Below are 19,742 nucleotides of genomic sequence, written 5' to 3' on the forward strand. Positions count from 1 at the left end.
GACTACTCACCGTCCTTCGAGCTCTTGGGTGCCTTGGGAACGTAGCCGTTGAACGCCGCCTGGGCGTCGGCGTTGCCCGGCATGGCCTTGCGAACACCGACGCGGTAGTAGGTGAACGGGACGTCGAGGAAGTTCTCCTTGTTGCGCTGGGTGTAGTTGGGCACCGAGCGGTGGCCGACCTGGAACTCGACGGCCGTCACTCCCTTGCCCCAGCGAGCCGTGGCGTACATCGTGCCGTAGCGGGTCAGCATCTCGTCGTTGTCGAGATACTGACTGATCGCCTGCAAGCCCGCGATGCCTCGCGTGTTGGTCTGCCTGAGCAGGTCGGCGAGCTTGCTGCGCGGTGAGGTGTAGAGGGCGCCGGCGATGATCAGCCGTTGCTTGTCGTTGAACTGCCCCACGGTCGAGTTGATGTTGCCGCCGAGCCGTCGCGTCGCGGAGTGGAAGCGCGACGGGTTGACGAGGTACTTGATGCGCTGGTCCTCGTTGCCCGTGATGTCGAACCATTCGGTCACGCGCGTGTCCGGATCGCCGGGCCTGCCGTAGTAGGCGCGGATCTTGACGTTCTCACCGCCGCGCCGGGGCGTCGGCGCGAAGACGGACCATGACTGCTCGAACGGGAAGACCTTGTTGTTGATGTAGGAGTAGAGGTTCTTCTGACCCACCGCGTCACGGAACGGGTTGGACGGCTGGATCCAGATCGTGATCAGTGCCGTGTGGATGGCGAACACGACGCCGATCGTGACGACCACCAGGCGCCGCGCGATCGAAGGAACGGGCGTCGCGTGACGCGAGGGCTTCAACTCTTCCACTCAAGTGTCCTTACGTGACAGACGCTGTCCACGGCTACGCCGAAGCGTAGCCGTGGACAGCGTCAGGTGCCGTGTTGTGAAACTCGTGTCGCTCGTTTGACTCAGGCCTGCTGGCGGCGACGTGCACCGAAGATGACCGCGCCACCCGCAGCGACGAGAACTCCGCCGGCAGCGAGCAGACCGAGGTTCGAGCCACCGGTGTCCGGCAGGGCGTCGTCGTCGCAGTCGTCCGAAGCGGCCTTGAACTGGGTCGCGCTCAGGACGCTCGTCGTGCTCGTGCCCGTGAGGCCCGTCGTCAGGAGGCCGTCGAGGGCTCCTTCAGTCGCAACCGCGTCGAGGTCCGTGTCACCGAGGATCGCGTTGGTGTTGGACACCGCGTCGATGTCGAGGCTGGCAACCGCGCCGCCGTCCGTCTCGGTGCCGGTCGCGAGGAGACCCGCGACGCCGACCGAGTTGGGGCTGGCAACCGCGGAGATGTCCAGGCCGGTGTCGATGAGCTCGCCCTGGGTCGTCGCGCCGGCGTCGCCGTTGACGGCGGCGTCAGCGGTGACGGCCTCGAGGCCCTCAACGCCCACCGAGTTGTTGGCGGCGACGGCGTCGAGGTCGAGGCCGGCGGCAACTTCACCATCGGTCTCGGTGCCGGTCGTGCTGGTGACGGCCGTGATGCCCTCGATGCCGATCGAGTTGGTCGAGGCGACCGCGTCGATGTCGGTGTTGGAGGTGACGAGCTCGCCCGTGGTCTGGGTGCCGGTGACGGCTTCCAGGCCGGTCGTGCCGTCGACGTCCGTCGCGATCGAGTTGGTCGCGGCGACAGCATCGAGGTCGAGGCCGGCGGCGACTTCACCATCGGTCTCGGTGCCGGTGGTGCTCGTCGCGATGATGCCGTCGAGCGCAACGGAGTTGGTCGAGGCGACGGCGTCGATGTCCGTGTTGGAGGTGACGAGCTCGCCGTCGGTCTCGGTGCCGGTGGCGATCGTGCCCGCTTCGTTGGCGCCGACGTCGGTGGCGATCGAGTTGGTCGAGGCGACCGCGTCGATGTCGAGCGCGTCGTCGTCGGTGCCGAGGGCCAGTCCGCCGTCGGTGTTCTGGCTCGTCGCGACGACACCGTCGGTGATCGTCGAGTTGGTGCTGGCGACAGCCTGGATGTCGGTGTTCTGCGTGACCAGGTTGCCGTCGGTCTCGGTGCCCGTCGTGAGCTGACCGGCCTCGGAGTTGATCGCGTTGGGCGCGGAAACCGCGACACCGTCGATGAGGGTCACGAGCTGACCGTCGGTCTCGTCGCCGTCGGCGTCGACGTTGACCGACGTCGAGTCCGTCGCGTCCGTGTCGGCGCTGGTGTCAGCATCCGTGTCGGCGTCGGCGTCGGTGTCGGCGTTCGTGTCGGCACTGGTGTCTGCGCTGTTGTCGACACAGCTGTCAGCAGTGACGAGGCTCGCGGGGGCAGCGCTGGCGCTACCGGCGAAACCGATCGATGTACCGGAAGCCAGAACCAGGGTTCCGAGTGCCATGGTGGCTTTGCGGATCTTCATGCGTTTCCTCGTCATTCTGCGTGTCAACGGGAGTTCAGGGACTTGCATTACGTGTGTTGGCGCCCCGAGGGCAACACGAGCGCTGAAAAATTACCACACACGCGTCAGTTCCGAGACATCCAGTCCGCATGTCGAAACCGAAAATCGCCACGCGGAGTTCTTACACAGTAATCAACGATTGCCCCGCCCGCTGGTTATTGGGCGGCCGCGACAATTTCGACTTGTTGTGACACCTGGACCTGAATGGCTGTCTCCATCGCGGCGAGGCGCTTGAAGAGCTCGACGGGGCGGTCCCCCAGCTGGAAGAAGAACGCCTTCTGCTCGTCGATCTTCTTGGCCCCGTCCTTGGTCATCGACACGATGTCGTTGGCGTACGTCATGAGGTCGAGCCGCAGCAGCTCGGCACCCTCGGGCGCGTTCTGCTTCTTCAGGCGGTTGCGGGCCTTCTCGTATGCCGGGAGCACGCGTTCGCGAAGCGGGTCGCCGTTGACGACGGCCTCGTCACCGAGGAGCGTCCCCGGGCGCAATGCCACGAGCTTCTTGCCGGCGGCGATGAACCTCGAGTTGGGGATCGCCTGCGTCCGCAGGTAGAGCTCGAGGTCCTTCAGCGGTGCGAGCGCCGAGGCCCGGTGGGGGCCGGCGTCCTCATAGGCGCCGCTGTGCTCTCGCCCGTACGCCGTCGTCGAGCCCGCTCGCAGGCGTGGTGCGTCCGCGATGCGGTTCTGCACGACGTCGAGGAGCGCCGGGTAGCCGTCCTGGTCGGCGTCATGCTCGCTCTTGACCTTCGCTGCTGCCTTGACGACGTACGCGTCGATGACCGCCTCGAAGCGTTGCGCCACACGATCGGCGTCGTTGATCTGATCACGCTGCTCCGGCGACTTGGCGACCACGGAGCCGAGGCCGGAGAGCACGAGGCCGATGACGAACGTCGCGAGCAGCGCGAGTCTCAGGCGGGCCCTCATGGTTCCAGTGTGCGACGAGACAGGGGCATCACGCCGTTTGGGCGCCCGCCTGGCTCCGCCCTCACTCCGTGTCATCGCACGTCACCGCTCCGGTCGGCTGCTCGCGGAACAGCAAGTAGCGGTTGACCACGCCGTCGACGCAGGCGTTGCCGACCCCGTATCCCGTGTGGCCGTCACCCTTGCGGGTCACGAGGATGCCCGACGACAGGTCCCTCGCCAGCGTCTCGGACCATGCGTAGGGCGTGGCGGGATCGCGGGTCGAGCCGATCACGACGATCGGAGCCGCGCCCTCGGCATGGACGGGCCGTTGCGGATGCTTGGACCTGGCCGGCCAGTCCTGGCACTCAGCTGCGGACCACGCCATGACACCACCGAAGACCGGCGACGCGTCCTGATAGTCCGGGAGCAGCCGGGCGATGTCGCCGTCGCTCGGCGCCTTGGGGAAGTCCAGGCAGCGGATCCCGAAGAACGCCTGCGCGCTGTTGTCGCGATACGTGCCGTCCTGCCGCCGTCCGTAGTACTGGTCGCTCAGCGTCAGGAGGATGCTGCCGTCGCCGAACCCCGCGCGTACGAGTCCGGTGGTCAGGACGCTCCAGCTGTCGGGGTCGTACATCGCGTAGGCGATGCCATAGATGGCCGCGCCCTCGGTCAGCTTGCGGTCGAAGCGGGTCTGGATCGGCTTCTCCTCGAGCGCTGCAAGGAGCTCGAGGATGTTGTCGCTGGCTGCCTTCTGGTCCTCGCCGAGTGGGCAGTCGCCGTCCTCGAGGCAGGCTGCGACGTAGGCCTTGAGCTCTCGCTGGAAGCTCTTGGCCTGGTCGTAGCCCTGGCGCTCCTTGCTCAACGAGGGATCCACTGCGCCGTCGAGGATCATCGCCCCGGTGTGGCGCGGGAACAGGTCGGCGTACGTCGCGCCGAGCTGGGTGCCGTAGGAGGCGCCGTAGTAGTCGAGCTTCCGCTCACCCATGAGCGCGCGGAGCACGTCGAGGTCGCGCGCCGCCTCCTCGGTCGAGACGTGTGAGGCCAGGGCACCCGAGTGCTTGACGCACGCCTTGCCCAGCTTGCGGAAGCCGTCACCCAGCTTGTCGACGAGCTTGAGCGTGTCGGGGTCGGGATCCAGCGCGACGAGCTTGTCGAACGACGTGTCCGACTCGCACTTCAGCGGATCGCTCTGCCCCACGCCGCGCGGGTCGAAGCCGATGATGTCGCGCTTCTCGAGCACGTCCCTGGACGTCAGCGACGCGAACGTGTCGACGAAGCCGACGCCCGAGCCACCGGGACCACCCGGGTTGATGAAGACCTTGCCGTCGGCCTTGCCCGACGCGGCCGGGCGCAGCTTGACCCTGAGCCGGATCGTCGTGCCCGCGGGCTTGTCGTAGTCGAGGGGTACGCGTACCCAGGTGCACAGTGACCCCTCGCAGTCCGTCCACGTGAGCTTCTGGTCGTAGAACCTGGCCAGACCTGCCGGCGCCTTCTCCCCCGTCGCCACCGGGATGAGGCTGCGTTCGTCGTCGCGGTCCTGCGCGTACGCCGCGACGATGATCACCCCGGCCATCATGGCGGCGATGCCGAGGCTGATGCGGGCGAGCACGGGTGGCGGGGCCTTCCTGGTACGACGTGGGCGAGGACCAGCCTAGGGGTTGCCTCTCAATCGACAGCGGATCAGGGTACGCGGCGACTGACCGCGCGGGAGCCACGATCGAGCAGAAGACACTCCCTCGCGCGCGCTCCTCGCCGAATCATTGGACGTCCAGAACGACATCGGACCCGGAGCAACGTGCGCTCCGGGTCCGATGTCGTTCTGTGGAGCATAGGAGATTCGAACTCCTGACCTCTTCCATGCCATGGAAGCGCGCTACCAACTGCGCCAATGCCCCGCTGCAGCCCGTGTGTTGGGCCTCGCCAATGTTAGCCGTTGACCCGCCGCATGCCCAAACCGGGTCACTCGTCGTCGGACATGACCGGCTCCGGCAGCGTCCCCGCGTTCCACTCCGTGAGCCGCCACTGGAACCAGTCCTTGTGACGCGACTCCTCGAGCACCGACCACGCGCAGTTGCCGAGCCCGCCGAACGTGCTCCAGTGCGCCTCGGGAATGTCGAGGAACGCGCACGCGCCCGTGCGCAGGACCGCTCCGTGCGCCACGACGACCATGACGCCGTCGGCCGGCAGGTCTTCGAGCAGGTCGCGCAGGGCAGCCGCGAACCGCTCCCCCGCCTGACGGTGCGTCTCGCTGCCGGGGATCTGCGTCTCGTCGCCCTCGACCCAGGCCTTCATGCCGTCGGGGAACGCATCCCACGCCTCCCGCCACGTGAGCCCCTCACGCTCGCCGAAGTTGAGCTCGCGCAGCCGCGGATCGAGCTCGACCGCCGTACCGGTGAGGTCACCCAGGGTGCGTGCGGTGTCGGCAGCGCGTACGAGGTCTGAGCTCACGATGCGGTGGGGCCGCAGGGCGGCCAGGCGCGCGGCAGCGGCCTTGGCCTGCTCCAGCCCGACCTCGTCCAGGGGAATGTCGCTCTGCCCCTGCACGCGCCCCTCGACATTCCAGGACGTACGGCCGTGGCGCCACAGGATGACCTGGCGGGTCGTCATGACAACGGCACCACGGGGCAGTCGCTCCACAACCGCTCGAGGGCGTAGAAGACCCGCTCGTCCTGGTGCTGGATGTGCACCACGACGTCGGCGAAGTCCAGCAGGACCCAGCGGCCCTCGCGCTCGCCCTCACGGCGTACGGCCTTGGCGCCCAGCTCGATCATGCGCTCCTCGACGGCGTCCTGCACAGCGCGGACCTGGCGCGGGCTGGAGGCCGAGCACAGCAGGAAGACATCGGTGATCGCCAACAGCTCGGAGACGTCGAACGCGATGATGTCCTGAGCGAGCTTGTCCTCGGCCGCCGCGGCTGCCGCCTGGGTCAGCTCGACGGCACGTTCTGTCGCGGTCATGCCGAAGCCTTCCTGAAGAGCCAACGATACGAAGGCGTCGGCATGAGTGCCTGATGATTCGCTCGCTGGCGCTCGGTCATGCCGAATCCTTCGAGTAGAGCTCGTGCTTGCCGATGTACTGGACGACGCCGTCCGGCACGAGGTACCAGACCGGCTCGCCGCGTGCGACGCGGTGACGGCAGTCCGTCGACGAGATCGTGAGGGCTGGGATCTCGACCAGGGTGATGCGATCACGCGGGAGCCCCTCGAGCGTCACGTCGGTGAGCTCGTGGCCGGGACGGGTGCAGCCGACGAAGTGGGCCAGCTCGAACAGCTCCTCATGGTCCTGCCACGTCAGCAGCGCCGCCATGGCGTCGGCGCCGGTGATGAAGTAGAGATCGGCGTCCGGGTGCAACGCGGTCAGCTCACGCAGCGTGTCGATCGTGTAGGTCAGGCCGCTGCGGTCGATGTCGACGCGACTGACCTCGAACCGCGGGTTGGCGGCCGTCGCGATGACGGTCATGAGGTAGCGGTGCTCGGCCGGCGAGACCTCACGGTCGGCCTTCTGCCAGGGCTCGCCGGTGGGCACGAAGATGACCTCGTCGAGGTCGAACCACGACTGGACCTCGCTCGCGGCGACCAGGTGGCCGTGGTGGATCGGGTCGAACGTGCCGCCCATGATGCCGATGCGTCGGCGCTCGTTGCCCTCGCGGCGGGCCATGCCCTTCAGGAGTGCTCGCGACCCTTGCCGAAGGACAGCAGCGCGAGCATCAGGACGATCAGAATCGCGAGGGCGATGCCGCCGACCGCGTAGGGGTCGATGCCGATGTCGCGAAGGGGCTCTTCGGCCGCCACGAGGTTCGAGAACATGGCCCCAATCTATCGCACGTGTCCGGCGCCGGTGACGACGTAGGTGGTCGTGGTCATCTCGGTCAGCCCCATCGGCCCCCGCGCATGCAGCTTCTGCGTCGAGATGCCGATCTCCGCCCCGAACCCGAACTCACCGCCATCGGTGAACCGGGTCGAGGCATTGACCATGACAGCTGCGGAATCGACTCCGGAGGTGAAGCGGGTCGAGGCGGCGAGCGACGACGTGACGATCGCCTCGGTGTGCCCCGACGAGTAGGTACGGATGTGGTCGATCGCGTCGTCGATCGAGTCCACGACACGGGCCGAGATGTCGAGCGAGAGGTATTCAGCGGCGTAGTCGTCCTCGGTCGCGGGCACGATGTCGGCCTGGACCGCGCAGAACGACTCGTCGCCGTGGATCGTGACCCCGGCATGCTGCAGAGCCGCGACGACCGTGGGCAGGAACGTGTCGGCGACGGCCTTGTGCACGAGCAATGACTCGGCGGCGTTGCACACGCTCGTGCGGTGGGTCTTGGAGTTGAGGACGATCTCCAGCGCCATGTCGAGATCCGCGTCGGCGTCGACATAGACGTGGCAGTTGCCCACACCGGTCTCGATGACCGGCACCGTCGACTCCTCGACGACGGCGCGGATGAGCCCGGCGCCGCCACGCGGGATGACGAGGTCGACCAGGCCCCGAGCCTGCATCAGGTGCGTCGCCGAGGAACGGTCGTCGGCAGGAATCATCTGGATCGCGTCAGGCGGCAGTCCCGCTTCGCCGAGGGCACCGCGCATGATCTCGATGATCGTGGCGTTGGAACGGGCGGCCGACGATGAGCCACGCAGGAGCACGGCGCTGCCGGCCTTGAGGCAGATCCCGGCGGCGTCGGCGGTCACGTTGGGACGACCCTCGTAGATCATGCCGATGACGCCCATCGGGACCCGGATCTGCTGCATCCGCAGGCCATTGGCCAGGGTCGCACCGCGTACGACCTCACCGACCGGATCCGGCAGCGCGGCGATGTGACGGAGCCCGTCGGCGAACGCCGCCACCCGTGAGGGATCGAGACGCAGCCGGTCGATGACGTTCTCGCCCGTGCCTGCGGCGCGTGCGGCCTCGACATCGAGATCGTTGGCGGCGACGATCGCATCCGTGCCGTCAACCAGCGCATCCGCCATGGCCTGCAGCGCCGCGTCCTTGCCGGCTCGCGGCGTCACGGCGAGGGTCGCAGCGGCGATGCGGGCGCGCCGGGCTGCGGTGTGGACCTGCTCCTTCATGCGGCAATCCTAGAAGCCATCGTCAGATCACCATCATGTCGTCGCGGTGCACGACCTCTCGCTCGTACTCCGCACCGAGCTCGGCGGCGAGATCGCGCGTCGACCGGCCCAGCAGCGACGGCAGCTCTGCGCTGTCGTAGTTGACGATGCCGCGAGCGATCACGACGTCATCAGGGCCGACCAGGTCGACCGGGTCGCCGGCCACGAACGTGCCCGTGACTCCTGTGATGCCGGCCGGAAGCAGCGATGCCTTGCGGACCGTGAGCGCGCGTACGGCTCCGGCGTCGAGGTGCACGGCGCCCTTGGTGTTGCTGGCGTGGGCGAGCCACAGCAGGCGGGTCGGCCGGCGACGGCCGGTGGGATGGAACCTCGTGCCGACCGCCTGGCCCTCGAGCGCGGCCGCGGCCTGAGGGGCGGCGGTCAGCACCACCGGGATCCCGGCTCCGGTCGCGATGCGGGCCGCCTCGATCTTGGTGACCATGCCGCCGGTGCCGATCGCCGAGGCGCTCGGGCGGACGATGTCGAGCTCCGCGATGTCGGCCTCGCCGTGCACGTCACGGATGATCGCAGCACCCTCACGGCGCGGATCACCGTCGTAGAGGCCGTCGACGTCCGAGAGCAGCACCAGCAGATCGGCGTGGACGAGGTGCGACACGAGCGCCGCGAGGCGGTCGTTGTCGCCGAACCGGATCTCGCTCGTGGCGACCGTGTCGTTCTCGTTGACGATCGGCACCACGCCGAGCTCCAACAGGCGCGCGAACGTCTGGTAGGCGTTGCGGTAGTGGCTGCGCCTCGTCACGTCGTCGGCGGTGAGCAGCACCTGGCCGACGACGAGCCCGTGGTGTTCGAACCGCTGGGCATATCGGGCGATCAAGGCGCCCTGGCCCACGCTTGCGGCGGCCTGCTGCGTCGCGAGGTCGCGCGGCCGCCGAGGCAGCGACAGCGGCGCGAGTCCGGCTGCGATGGCGCCGGAGCTGACCAGGACGATCTCGTCACCCCGCTCACGGCCGGCGGCCAAGGCGTCGACCAGCGCATCGACGCGTTCCCCGTCGAGGCCGCCCTCAGCCGAACTGAGCGACGACGAGCCGACCTTGACGACGATCCGGCTCATCAGCGCGGGTCCTCGGTGTCGAGCTCACCGTCCGCAGGTTCATCGATGAGGGACGGATCGTCCTCGGGAAAGTCCCAGCCAGGCTCACGGCCTTCGGCGCGGGCTTCGCGCTTCTCCGCCTCGTACGCCCGTCGGGCGGCCAGCTCTTCGCGGCGCTGCACGTTGGTGCGCCGGTCGGACTGGTCGATGCGCAGGTCCTCGCCGCGACGGCCCAGGACCTCGGCGCCGGCCGGGATCTGGGGGTCGAAGTCGAACATGACGGCGTCGTTCTCGTCGCCGATGATGACGTCGTCACCGGCCTTGGCACCGAGCTTGAGCAGCTCGTCCTCGACGCCGAGCCGGTTGAGCCGGTCGGCGAGGAATCCGACGGCCTCGTCGTTGCTGAAGTCGGTCTGCCGCACCCAGCGCTTGGGCTTGTCACCGCGTACGACCCACTGGCCGTCGCGCTGCGTGATCGTGAACTCACGCCCGACCCCGGCCTCGGCCTTGGGCCGCAGGACGATGCGGGTGACCTCGGCGACCGGTGTGGCGGCGCGGCGGGAGGCGACGATCTCGGCCATCGCGAACGACAGCTCGCGCAGACCGGCGTGGCTTGCCGCGGACACGTCGAAGACGTCGAGCCCGCGCGCCTCGAGATCGGCGCGGACGAACCCGGCGATCTCCTGAGCGTCCGGGACGTCGGTCTTGTTGAGCGCGACGAGCCGCGGGCGGTCGTTGAGGTCGCTGCCGGTCGTCTCGGCGTACTTGGTGAGCTCCGCCTCGATGACGTCGAGATCCGTCAACGGATCACGCCCCGGATCGACCGTGGCGCAGTCGATGACGTGGACCAGCGCAGCGCACCGCTCGACGTGGCGGAGGAAGTCGTGGCCGAGGCCGCGACCTTCGCTCGCCCCCTCGATGAGACCCGGCACGTCGGCGACCGTGAACGTCGTGGAGCCGGCCGAGACGACGCCGAGGTTGGGCACCAAGGTCGTGAACGGGTAGTCGGCGATCTTGGGCCGGGCACGGGACAGCGCCGCGATCAGGCTGGACTTGCCGGCGCTGGGGAATCCCACCAGGCCGATGTCGGCCACGACCTTGAGCTCGAGCGTGAAGACCAGCTCGTCGCCGGGCTCACCCTTGAGCGCGAACCCGGGTGCCTTGCGCTTGGACGAGGCGAGTGCCGCATTGCCCAGGCCACCACGGCCGCCTGCGGCGATGACCAGCTCGGTGCCGGGCCCGACGAGATCAGCGAGCACCTCGCCCTGCTCGCTGCGTACGACGGTGCCTTCGGGCACGCGCAGCACGAGGTCCTCGCCGTTGCTGCCGCTGCGGTTGCTGCCGGCACCGGGCGCACCGTTGGTGGCCTTGCGGTGGGGCTCGTGGTGGTAGTCGACGAGGGTCGTCACGTCGGCGGCGACGCGCAGGATGACGTCGCCACCGTGCCCGCCGTTGCCGCCGTCGGGACCGCCAAGCGGCTTGAACTTCTCGCGATGGACCGAGGCCACACCGTCACCGCCGGAACCGGCCGTGACGTGGAGCGTGACCTTGTCGACAAAGCTGGGGACAGCCACCGGCCGCTCCTTTCGTGGAGGCCCCGATCAGGGCCAGAACTTGCCTGTTTGGCTTGAAATGAAACGAAGGGGCAGTCCGCAGCTGCGGACTGCCCCTTCAAAGAGAGTGTTCGCTCGGATTACTCCGCCGGGACACCCGGGACGATGTTGATGACCTTGCGTCCACGACGACGGCCGAACTCGACTGCACCCGCGGAGAGCGCGAACAGCGTGTCGTCGCCGCCACGGCCGACGTTGGTGCCGGGGTGGAAGTGCGTGCCACGCTGGCGGACGATGATCTCGCCGGCGTTGACGAGCTGTCCGCCGAAGCGCTTGACGCCGAGGCGCTGTGAGTTGGAATCGCGGCCGTTCTTGGTGGAGGCTGCGCCCTTTTTGTGTGCCATGTGCTCAGTCCCCTACTTCTTGATCCCGGTGATCTTCACCTGGGTGTACTTCTGACGGTGACCCTGACGCTTCTTGTAGCCGGTCTTGTTCTTGTACTTCTGGATCACGATCTTGGGACCCTTGGACAGGCCCAGGACCTCGGCGGTCACCGTGATCTTGGCGAGCGAGTCGGCGTCGGCCGTGACCGTGTCGCCGTCGACGAACAGCACCGCGGGAAGGGACAGCGTCTCGCCCTCGGCCTGTGCGACCTTGTCGATCTGGATGACGTCGCCGACGGCTACCTTCTGCTGGTTGCCGCCACTGCGGACGATTGCGTACACCACGGGATTCCTCACTCGTTTCAGCTCTGGGGGCACGCCCACTCGAAGAGCGGGACGCGCGAGAACGGCACGCAGAGCGCACCGAAGGACTAGTTTACGGAGCCTGACCCTCGCTGGTCAAAACGGGGGCGTCCCCCGCCTGGCCAGAAGGCTCAGAAGTCGTGCTGTCCGCCTGCGTGGACGGCGGTTCCACCGACGGCGGAGGGCCGGCCGGCTTGGACGCCGAGCCGCGCTTGCGGGGGGTCTTCTTGGCCGGGGTCGCAGCCTCGACCTCGGGCTTGGCGTCGGCAGGCTTGCTGTCTGCAGGCTTGGCGTCGGCAGGCTTGGTATCCGCGGGATTGGCGTCAGCAGGCTTGCTGTCCGCAGACTTGGCGTCGGGCGCCTCGCTCTTGGCTGAGTCGCCGCCCTTGGCGTTGCCGCCCTGGTTGCCGTTGCCATTGCCGCCCTGGTTGCCATTTCCACGGCCGCCACCACCACCGCCACCACGGCCTCCACGGCCTCCGCGACGCTGCTCGTCCTTCTTGGGCTCGACCGGCGCGTCCTGGATCATGACGCCGCGGCCGTGGCAGTGCTCGCACTCGTGGCTGAACGACTCGAGCAGGCCCGTGCCGATGCGCTTGCGCGTCATCTGGACGAGGCCCAGCGAGGTCACCTCGGCGACCTGGTGGCGCGTACGGTCGCGACCGAGGCACTCGACGAGACGCCGTAGCACCAGGTCGCGGTTGCTCTCGAGCACCATGTCGATGAAGTCGACGACGATGATGCCGCCGATGTCGCGCAACCGGAGCTGGCGAACGACCTCCTCGGCGGCTTCGAGGTTGTTCTTGGTGACGGTCTCCTCGAGGTTGCCCCCGGAGCCGGTGTACTTGCCGGTGTTGACGTCGACGACCGTCATGGCCTCGGTGCGGTCGATCACCAAAGAGCCGCCCGACGGCAGGAAGACCTTGCGATCGAGCGCCTTGTGGATCTGCTCGTCCAGCCGGTATGCCGTGAACGCATCCTGGCCCTCAGGGTGCTCCCAGCGCTTGACCCGGTCGGCGAGGTCGGGCGCGACGTGGTCGATGTAGCCCTTGATCATGTCCCAGGCGTCGTCGCCCTCGACGACGAGGCCGTGGAAGTCCTCGTTGAACAGGTCGCGGACGACCTTGATCATGAGATCGGGCTCGGAGTAGAGCAGCTCGGGCGCCTTGCCGGCCGCCACCTTGCCCTCGATGACCTCCCACCGCGCCGACAACGCCGTGACGTCGCGAGTCAGCTGCTCCTCGGTCGCACCTTCGGCAGCGGTGCGCACGATGACGCCCGTGTCGTCGGGGAGGACCTCCTTGAGGAGGGTCTTGAGGCGAGCCCGCTCGTTCTCGGGCAGCTTGCGGGAGATCCCGCTGGTCTGACCGCCGGGCACGAGGACCAGGAAGCGTCCGGGCAGGCTGATCTGGCTCGTGAGCCGGGCGCCCTTCTGGCCGATCGGGTCCTTGGACACCTGGACGAGGATCGTCTGTCCGGGCTTGAGCGCATCTTCGATCTTGCGCTGCTTGCCATTGCCGAACGTGGTCCAGTCGACCTCACCGGCATAGAGCACGGCGTTGCGGCCGGCGCCGATGTCGACGAACGCTGCTTCCATGCTGGGCAGGACGTTCTGGACCTTGCCGAGATAGACGTTCCCGATGATCGAGATCTGCGACTCGCGAGCGACGTAGTGCTCGACGAGCACGTTGTCCTCGATGACGGCGATCTGCGTGTAGTCGTCGCGCTGGCGCACGACCATCTCGCGCTTGACGGACTCGCGGCGGGCCAGGAACTCGGCTTCGGAGACGATCGGGGCGCGGCGGCGACCGGCCTCGCGGCCTTCGCGGCGGCGCTGTTTCTTGGCCTCGAGGCGCGTCGATCCGGCGACGCCGGTGATCTCGTCCTCGGCCGTACGTCCGCTGCGGACCCGGACGACGGTGTTCTCGGGATCATCCGGCGAGGCGTCGGCGCCTTCGCCGGCGCGGGCCCGGCGACGACGGCGGCGGGTGCCACCGTTGCCGTCGTCCTCGGCGTCGTCGTCACCCTCGGAGTCGTTGTCGTTCGACGACTCGTCGCCGTCGTTGTCACCCTTGCGACGACGGCGGCCACCGCGGCTGCGACGGCGCCGCTTGGGCGCGTCGGGATCGTCGTCGTCCTCGTCGTCCGCATCGGCGTCGGACTCGTTCTGGACGGGCTTGGGGCGAGCGGGGGCCAGGCCCGGCTCGGGAGCCTTGAACATCGCCGCGGTCGCGGAGACCGGTGCGGCCTCTTCGGCGTCAGCCTTGGGCTCGGCCTTCTTTGCGGCGGTCTTCTTGGCCGTTCGCTTGGCGGGAACCTCGGCCGTGTCCTCGACGACCGGCTCGTCCTTGGCAGCGGTCTTGGCGGCGGCCTTCTTCGCGCGAGGCTCGGCGGGCGCCTCGGCCTTGGCCGGTTCGGCCTTGGCAGGTTCGGCCTTGGCCGGCGCGACCGGTGCGGAGAAGCTGACTGCGGCGGGCGGACCGGCGGGGCGGCCGGCGGCCCGGCGTCGCGCGGGCGGTGCTTCGGTAGTGGATTCAGCCGATGTTTCGTTGTCGTCGAGCATGTGCTCTCCTTCGCCCGAGGCCGATCGAGATCGGCCTGGGCACGTCTGCGGCCCGGCAAGCGGGCCTTAAGCCTTCGGTCAACCCCAGCGCCACGCGCCGGGGAGTTGACGGCGAACTTTGGTCTGTCACATCAGCTCCCACACTCACCGCCGCGGTCGACACCCGTCAGGATGCGTCGCGGTCGAAGGCAAATGGATCGCCCACCGTGCCGGTCTCTGTGTCCAGAGGGCCCTGGGCCAAGCGAGTCGCGATGGGCGTCTGCTCGAGCTCGAGGCCACCGCTGGATCGGAGTCCGGCGAGAACGTCGTCTGGTCGTATCGACGGTGTGTCGTGTCGTACAACCACGGCAAGTATCGCACACGGGCCGCTGCGGGTGGTGTCTGAACGCGCGGACAGGGCCAGCACCGCGTCGCGGCAGTCGAGCGTACGGAGGCCACGCTTCATCATCCGTTCGATCAAGACCTCGTCGGTGGCGAGGAACGCGTCGACCGCCGATTGAGCGTGCTCGAGGCTCACTTCGGGCAGGGCAATCTCCCATGAGCTCGCCTGAAGACGGTCGGCCAAGGAGCCCGGCTTGGCCTCGACCACGTCGACGATGTCGAGGCCGTCAGGCAGCGCTGAGTCGAGCGATGCGCGTACCTCATCGGGGTCGCACGGCCGGGTCATGCCGATCTCGAGGTACTCCGCCTCGCTCGCCGCACCCGTCGGCGACGCGTTGGCGTACGAGATCTTGGGGTGGGGCGTGAATCCGGAGGAGAAGCCGATCGGGATGCCGGCACGACGCACCGCCCGCTCGAAGGCCCGGGCGAAGTCCCGGTGGCTCGTGAACCGCAGGCGGCCACGCTTGGCGTAGCGGATGCGCAGCTTCTGCACGATCGGCAGCTGCGGGTTGGGGGCTTCGGGATTGGGCGTCCCTTCGAGGGTTGTCACCCGACGAGGCTACCCGCGCTTCGGAGGAGTTGAATGGTGCCTCGTGACTGTCCCTCGTTCCCCGTCGACCAAGGGCAGGCTGCTCGTCGGCGCGGCGATCGTGCTGCTGGCGCTCAACCTGCGGATCGCGGTGGGCAGCCTCGGAGTCGTGCTCGGCCCCGTGCGTCACGACCTCGGCATGTCGGCTGTCGTCGGTGGCGTGCTGACGACGATCCCCGTGCTGTGCTTCGCGGTGTTCGGCGTGGGCTCGCACGGCGTCGTCAAGCGGCTCGGCCTTCACCGGACGGCGTCCCTCGTCCTCGCGATGATCGTGGCAGGGCTCGTGCTGCGGGCCCTGGTCCACACGTCTGCGCTGTTCTTGTTGTGCACGACCATCGCGCTGGCCGGCGCGGCGATGGGCAACATCATCCTTCCGCCGCTGGTCAAGGTGCACTTCCCGGACCGGCTCGCCCTCCTGAGTGCGCTCTACGGCGCGGCGCTGATGACCGGCGCCACGCTCGGCTCGGTCGCCACCGTGCCCCTGTCAGATGCCCTCGGTGGTTGGCGGGAGGCGCTCGGCCTGTGGTCCCTGCTGGCGATCGCCGCGCTCCTCCCCTGGCTCGGGCAGATCCGGCGAGACGTCCGCACCGACCCGATGTCCTCGGACCGGCTCGCGATGCGGGAGCTCGTACGCTCACCTGTGGCCTGGGCGATGGTGCTGTGCTTCGGAGCCCAGGCGGCTGGGGCGTACGCCCAGTTCGGCTGGTTCCCGGAGATGCTCACCGACGCCGGTCTCAGCGACGCACATGCCGGCGCGATGTTGGGGCTGTTGAGCGGGGTGGGGATCCCGCTGACGCTGGGCCTGCCATGGCTGATGCGCCTGGTGGGCGAGCGACCGGTCCTGCCGGTCGCCTTCGCCGCGTTGACTGCCGGGGGCTGGCTGGGAGTCCTGTTGGCGCCCACCACGTTCACGTGGCTCTGGGCGGTCATGCTGGGCATCGGCGGCGGAGCCTTCACGTGGACGCTGACGATGATCGGGAAGCGGTCCCGGACGTCGGCCGGGACGACGGCCCTGTCGGTCTTCACGCAGGGCCCGGGCTATCTGATTGCTGGCGCGGGGCCGCTCGGTGTGGGGGCCCTGCACGAGGCCACGGACTCGTGGACCGTACCCCTGGTGGCGCTCATGGCACTTGCTGTCGTGATTGCCGTGGCCGGCTGGATCGTCGCACGGCCCGTGATGCTCGAGGACACCCTCGGTCACGGGCCGCGCGGACTCAGCAGCTGACGGGGCGGGCGGCGACAGCGCGGGTGGCGCGCGCCGTGCGGGCCAGGTGGGCGATGAGGGCCAGGCGGTCGCCATTGAAACGCTGGGCGGCGACACGCTCGGCGGTCGCGCGGCGACGCTCGATCGTCTGGACGAGCTGACGCTCGCGCTGCTGGCTGTCGACCTGGGCGATGAAGTCGGTGATCATGATGGTCCCTTTCGGTGGAGGTGTCTTTCGACATGACCTACGTTCGTCGCTGAGGTGGGCCCCTCACATCGGGCGGATGCCCTAACTTCCACGCAGGTCCTGGACCTAGGTAGGTCTGAGGTACCTCAGACCTACCTAGGCGCCGGCGTGCTGGGCGGCAGGGACACCTAGACGCGGATGGTGGACCGCTCGGCGATCATGGCCGCCTCGGTGCGACTGGACGCGCCGAGCTTGCGCAGGATCGCCGACACGTGGACGCTCGCGGTCTTGACGCTGATGAACAGCCGCTCGCCGATCTGCCGGTTGGTGAGGCCCTCCGCGATCAGGTCGAGCACCTGCTGCTCGCGGGCGGTGAGCTCGACCGATCCAGTCTCATGGCGGCCGGGGGCCCCTCCGAGCGGCAGCCCAGCCCGTTGGGCGAACGTGCGAGCCTGGTTCGTGATCAGCCCGGCGCCCAGCGTGTTGGCGGCGTCGATGGCCTGCTCGAGGGTCTCCACCGCCTCTGACCTCTGACCCGCACCGTGCTGCGCCATGCCGAGCCTCAGCAGCAGGTAAGGCCGGGTCTGCGCCAGAAGCGCCTCGGCACCTTCGAGCGCTCGCTGCCACTCGGCCACCCCGTCACCGGTGCGGGTGGGGCCGCCGAGCTCAGCATCGACGACCGCGTGCCAATGGTGGGAGTTGGGCCAGAACGAATCGGCATCGATCGCCTCGCGAAGCCGCTTCTCGGCATCGTCGACGTCGACCTCGGTGCTGCCGTCCGCCCGCAGCCGGGCGAGCGCCCGCGCGGCTTCTGCGTAGATCACGACCGAGTGACCCGGCAGGGAGCGGAACTCGGCGGAGATCACGTGGGACAGGTGGCCCCAGGCCGCAGCCGCATCATCCTGGGCCAGCGCGAGCTCACCGGCGAGTCGGACGTACTGAAGCCGGGTCTGCACCTCCACCTCGGCCAACGCGACCATGTGCGGACTCCAGTGCTTGAACATGCGCTCTGCGGCCTCGAGATCGCCCCGCCACAGGGTCGACCACACCTTGGCCCGCAGGAGGTAGACCCGGAATGTCAGCGGCGGCGACAGCGCGATCACGCGGTCGAGCAGGCGATTCGCGCGTTCCCACTCACCCCGGGCGAACAGGGGGTCGATCATGTTGGACGCGAGGATGGCACCTGAGCTGCGCTCGACGCCCAGCTCGCGCGAGCGGTCGAGTCCTTCGTCGGCGACCGCCACAGACTCGTCGTAGCGCCCCAGCAGGTTGAGCATGTCGGAGTAGTTGACGCGGAAACGCAGGAGCGCGTCGGAGTTGCCTTCGGCGAGGTCCTTGGCCTGCTCGAGGTCTGCGAGTCCGCCCTCGACATCGCCCCCGTGCGCCCGGGCGACGCCCCGGATGTTGGAGGCCACCGATGCAGCCTCGGGGTCACTGATCTCCTGCGCGAGCTCGAGTGCCTGGGTGGCCATGTCGACCGCGTTGGGCTGCGCGCCCTCGATCATGTAGCGCGCGGCGAGGCGGTAGAGGATCGTCGCTCTCAGCGACTCGTTGGCGCCCGGCGGCACCAGCTCGAGGGCCTCCCTGAGCAACGGGATCGCGCCCAGCTTGGCGGTGTTCTGCAAGCACTGCGCCTTGAGCATCAGGTGACGGGCGAGGTCAGGACCATCGACGTCGCCGAGCGCGATGGCCAGGGTGATCGTGCCGAGAGCGCGTTCGGGTTCACCTGCCGTGTGGAGGTAGGCGGCGACCTTGCCCATGAGCTTGGACCGCGGCATGCCGGCGACCGACTCGGCGTCATCGATCGCATCCCAGATCTCGAGGGCGCGCTCCCCCATCTGGGCGGCCGTGGCGTAGGCGTAGGCCTGCGAGGCGCTTCGCATCGCCGCGATCTTGGCAGGAAAGGCCTTGGCGTGGTTGTTGGCAGCGTGCCAGTGATAGGCGATCTCGGTGATGTCACCGGGCTTCTCCCGGCCGGCGAGTGCCTCGGCATAGCGGCCGTGAAAGCGGGTGCGCTCCCCCGGCAGCAGGTCGCCGTGCACGGCTTCGCGCACGAGGGCGTGCCGGAATGTGTAGGCGCTGTCGTCCACCATGAGGACGTTGGCGACGACTGCCGCGCGGGCCGCGGCGTCAAGCTGCTCGGGACCGCCGTCGAAGACGTCCTCGACGAGGTCGTGCTCGACCCGCTGGCCGCCTGCGGAGACGACGCGGAGGAAGTATTGAGTGGCATCGTCGAGGCGCTCGTAGCGGGCGAGCAGGACATCGCGCAGGGTCTCCGGAAGGATCGAGTCCTCGCTCGCGAGCAGCTCCTCCACGAAGAACGGCACGCCCTCACTGCGCTCGAAGACGCTCTCGACCAGATCGAAGTCAGGCGTACGCCCGAGGATCGACTGCGCCTGCTTGCGTACTTGTGCACGCGTCAGCCGACGGAGCTCGAGCCGCTTGGCACGTCGGCCACGCTCGATCTCGGTCAGGAACACGCGCAGCGGATGGCCACGGTGGACGTCGTCACTGCGATAGGTCAAGACGATCATGATCGGGCCGGATGCCACGGCGCGCAGCAGGAATCGCAGCACCGTCAGGGTCGCCTCGTCGGCCCAGTGCAGGTCCTCGATCACGACGATCACCGGGCGCTCGCGCGCGAAGTGTTCGAGCAGCAGAGCCACACCCTCGTGGAGCCGGTTCTCGTTGGCTCCGCCCGCGACGTGGTCGCCGAGCTCGGGCAGCAGCACACCGATGGTGTCCCACCCCGGGCCCGCCGCCTCGAGCACGCGCTCGGTGCCCGCCTGGTCGACCAGCTCGCGCAGCACCGCGGTGATCGGTGCGTATGGCGTGGCGACCTCGCCGAGGTCGACGCACTGTCCGCGAAGGATGCGCGCAGAATCGGCGTTGCGGGCCGTGAACTCAGCGAGCAGCCGGCTCTTGCCGATGCCGGCCTCGCCGGCGACCACGACGGCCCTCGGCTCGCCGGCGACAACCTGCGCATAGAGTGCGTCGAGCTCGCGCAGGTCGGCATCACGGCCGATCAAAGCGGCACTGGAGGGCGGGAGGTGCACGCCTTCATCGTGCCACCTCCCGCCCACA

General features: G+C 68.6%; 18 protein-coding genes and 1 tRNA gene. 1 reads left to right on the forward strand and 18 read right to left on the reverse strand.

Annotation, left to right across the window (positions count from 1 at the left end; genetic code table 11):
• Positions 1-2: 2 nt before the first annotated feature.
• From ESP70_RS04340 to ESP70_RS04410, 16 genes are all read right to left on the reverse strand, one after another.
• A complete protein-coding gene (locus ESP70_RS04340) occupies positions 3-812 on the reverse strand; it encodes a DUF5819 family protein (protein ID WP_149688094.1) in 810 nt (269 codons plus the stop codon).
• 101 nt (positions 813-913) lie between these two features.
• Positions 914-2,341 carry an LPXTG cell wall anchor domain-containing protein gene (locus ESP70_RS04345; RefSeq protein WP_149688095.1) on the reverse strand — a complete coding sequence of 476 codons (1,428 nt, stop codon included), beginning with the start codon at positions 2,339-2,341 and terminating at the stop codon, positions 914-916.
• A 194-nt stretch (positions 2,342-2,535) separates the two neighbouring features.
• Complete coding sequence (locus ESP70_RS04350) at positions 2,536-3,303, reverse strand: hypothetical protein (RefSeq protein ID WP_149688096.1); 768 nt, start codon at positions 3,301-3,303, stop codon at positions 2,536-2,538.
• Between the two features lie 61 nt (positions 3,304-3,364).
• Entirely contained in the window at positions 3,365-4,891 is a 1,527-nt protein-coding gene (locus tag ESP70_RS04355; RefSeq protein ID WP_149688097.1) for an alpha/beta hydrolase, read from the reverse strand.
• A gap of 213 nt (positions 4,892-5,104) precedes the next feature.
• A tRNA-Ala gene (locus ESP70_RS04360) sits at positions 5,105-5,177 on the reverse strand.
• A gap of 64 nt (positions 5,178-5,241) precedes the next feature.
• Positions 5,242-5,889 carry a histidine phosphatase family protein gene (locus ESP70_RS04365; RefSeq protein ID WP_149688098.1) on the reverse strand — a complete coding sequence of 216 codons (648 nt, stop codon included), beginning with the start codon at positions 5,887-5,889 and terminating at the stop codon, positions 5,242-5,244.
• Complete coding sequence (gene rsfS, locus ESP70_RS04370; RefSeq protein WP_149688099.1) at positions 5,886-6,239, reverse strand: ribosome silencing factor; 354 nt, start codon at positions 6,237-6,239, stop codon at positions 5,886-5,888. Before rsfS ends, ESP70_RS04365 begins: the two co-directional genes overlap by 4 nt.
• Positions 6,240-6,315: 76 nt before the next feature.
• A complete protein-coding gene (gene nadD / locus ESP70_RS04375; RefSeq protein ID WP_246161913.1) occupies positions 6,316-6,897 on the reverse strand; it encodes a nicotinate-nucleotide adenylyltransferase in 582 nt (193 codons plus the stop codon).
• Between the two features lie 47 nt (positions 6,898-6,944).
• Positions 6,945-7,088, reverse strand: coding sequence for a hypothetical protein (locus ESP70_RS20005; protein ID WP_188110481.1), 144 nt, complete (start codon positions 7,086-7,088; stop codon positions 6,945-6,947).
• A gap of 9 nt (positions 7,089-7,097) precedes the next feature.
• The gene (locus ESP70_RS04380) at positions 7,098-8,345 is read right to left on the reverse strand and encodes a glutamate-5-semialdehyde dehydrogenase (RefSeq protein WP_149688101.1); all 1,248 of its coding nucleotides are present in this window, start codon (positions 8,343-8,345) and stop codon (positions 7,098-7,100) included.
• Between the two features lie 22 nt (positions 8,346-8,367).
• Positions 8,368-9,456, reverse strand: a complete 1,089-nt coding sequence (gene proB, locus ESP70_RS04385; protein WP_149688102.1) for a glutamate 5-kinase — start codon at positions 9,454-9,456, stop codon at positions 8,368-8,370.
• Entirely contained in the window at positions 9,456-11,009 is a 1,554-nt protein-coding gene (gene obgE / locus ESP70_RS04390) for a GTPase ObgE (protein WP_149688103.1), read from the reverse strand. The genes proB and obgE overlap by 1 nt, the downstream gene beginning before the upstream one ends.
• Positions 11,010-11,128: 119 nt before the next feature.
• A complete protein-coding gene (rpmA, locus tag ESP70_RS04395) occupies positions 11,129-11,392 on the reverse strand; it encodes a 50S ribosomal protein L27 (RefSeq protein WP_056212877.1) in 264 nt (87 codons plus the stop codon).
• A 12-nt stretch (positions 11,393-11,404) separates the two neighbouring features.
• Positions 11,405-11,713: a 50S ribosomal protein L21 gene (gene rplU / locus ESP70_RS04400; protein WP_056215701.1), complete on the reverse strand. Its 309-nt coding sequence runs from the start codon at positions 11,711-11,713 to the stop codon at positions 11,405-11,407.
• Positions 11,714-11,807: 94 nt separating this feature from the next.
• Positions 11,808-14,297, reverse strand: a complete 2,490-nt coding sequence (locus ESP70_RS04405; protein WP_149688104.1) for an Rne/Rng family ribonuclease — start codon at positions 14,295-14,297, stop codon at positions 11,808-11,810.
• A 166-nt stretch (positions 14,298-14,463) separates the two neighbouring features.
• Positions 14,464-15,228 carry a TIGR03936 family radical SAM-associated protein gene (locus ESP70_RS04410; protein WP_223148601.1) on the reverse strand — a complete coding sequence of 255 codons (765 nt, stop codon included), beginning with the start codon at positions 15,226-15,228 and terminating at the stop codon, positions 14,464-14,466.
• Positions 15,229-15,271: 43 nt separating this feature from the next.
• Here ESP70_RS04410 and ESP70_RS04415 point away from each other — a divergent pair, with 43 nt between their 5' ends.
• Positions 15,272-16,492, forward strand: a complete 1,221-nt coding sequence (locus tag ESP70_RS04415; RefSeq protein ID WP_188110482.1) for an MFS transporter — start codon at positions 15,272-15,274, stop codon at positions 16,490-16,492.
• Here the strand turns inward: ESP70_RS04415 and ESP70_RS04420 are convergent.
• Both ESP70_RS04420 and ESP70_RS04425 read right to left on the reverse strand, forming a co-directional pair.
• Positions 16,482-16,679 carry a hypothetical protein gene (locus tag ESP70_RS04420; RefSeq protein WP_149688106.1) on the reverse strand — a complete coding sequence of 66 codons (198 nt, stop codon included), beginning with the start codon at positions 16,677-16,679 and terminating at the stop codon, positions 16,482-16,484. The genes ESP70_RS04415 and ESP70_RS04420 overlap by 11 nt on opposite strands.
• Before the next feature lie 167 nt (positions 16,680-16,846).
• Positions 16,847-19,714, reverse strand: a complete 2,868-nt coding sequence (locus tag ESP70_RS04425) for a helix-turn-helix transcriptional regulator (protein ID WP_188110483.1) — start codon at positions 19,712-19,714, stop codon at positions 16,847-16,849.
• Between the last annotated feature and the right edge of the window lie 28 nt (positions 19,715-19,742).

Source organism: Aeromicrobium ginsengisoli, from assembly GCF_004134905.2.
GTDB classification, from domain to species: domain Bacteria; phylum Actinomycetota; class Actinomycetes; order Propionibacteriales; family Nocardioidaceae; genus Aeromicrobium; species Aeromicrobium ginsengisoli.

Bases quoted from the DNA above. Each gene is read 5' to 3' on its own strand.
- ESP70_RS04345 (WP_149688095.1), bottom strand. From the start codon at position 2,341: ATGAAGATCCGCAAAGCCACCATGGCACTCGGAACCCTGGTTCTGGCT.
- ESP70_RS04350 (WP_149688096.1), bottom strand. From the start codon at position 3,303: ATGAGGGCCCGCCTGAGACTCGCGCTGCTCGCGACGTTCGTCATCGGC.
- ESP70_RS04365 (WP_149688098.1), bottom strand. From the start codon at position 5,889: ATGACGACCCGCCAGGTCATCCTGTGGCGCCACGGCCGTACGTCCTGG.
- rsfS (WP_149688099.1), bottom strand. From the start codon at position 6,239: ATGACCGCGACAGAACGTGCCGTCGAGCTGACCCAGGCGGCAGCCGCG.
- nadD (WP_246161913.1), bottom strand. From the start codon at position 6,897: ATGGGCGGCACGTTCGACCCGATCCACCACGGCCACCTGGTCGCCGCG.
- ESP70_RS20005 (WP_188110481.1), bottom strand. From the start codon at position 7,088: ATGTTCTCGAACCTCGTGGCGGCCGAAGAGCCCCTTCGCGACATCGGC.
- ESP70_RS04380 (WP_149688101.1), bottom strand. From the start codon at position 8,345: ATGAAGGAGCAGGTCCACACCGCAGCCCGGCGCGCCCGCATCGCCGCT.
- proB (WP_149688102.1), bottom strand. From the start codon at position 9,456: ATGAGCCGGATCGTCGTCAAGGTCGGCTCGTCGTCGCTCAGTTCGGCT.
- rpmA (WP_056212877.1), bottom strand. From the start codon at position 11,392: ATGGCACACAAAAAGGGCGCAGCCTCCACCAAGAACGGCCGCGATTCC.
- ESP70_RS04405 (WP_149688104.1), bottom strand. From the start codon at position 14,297: ATGCTCGACGACAACGAAACATCGGCTGAATCCACTACCGAAGCACCG.
- ESP70_RS04420 (WP_149688106.1), bottom strand. From the start codon at position 16,679: ATGATCACCGACTTCATCGCCCAGGTCGACAGCCAGCAGCGCGAGCGT.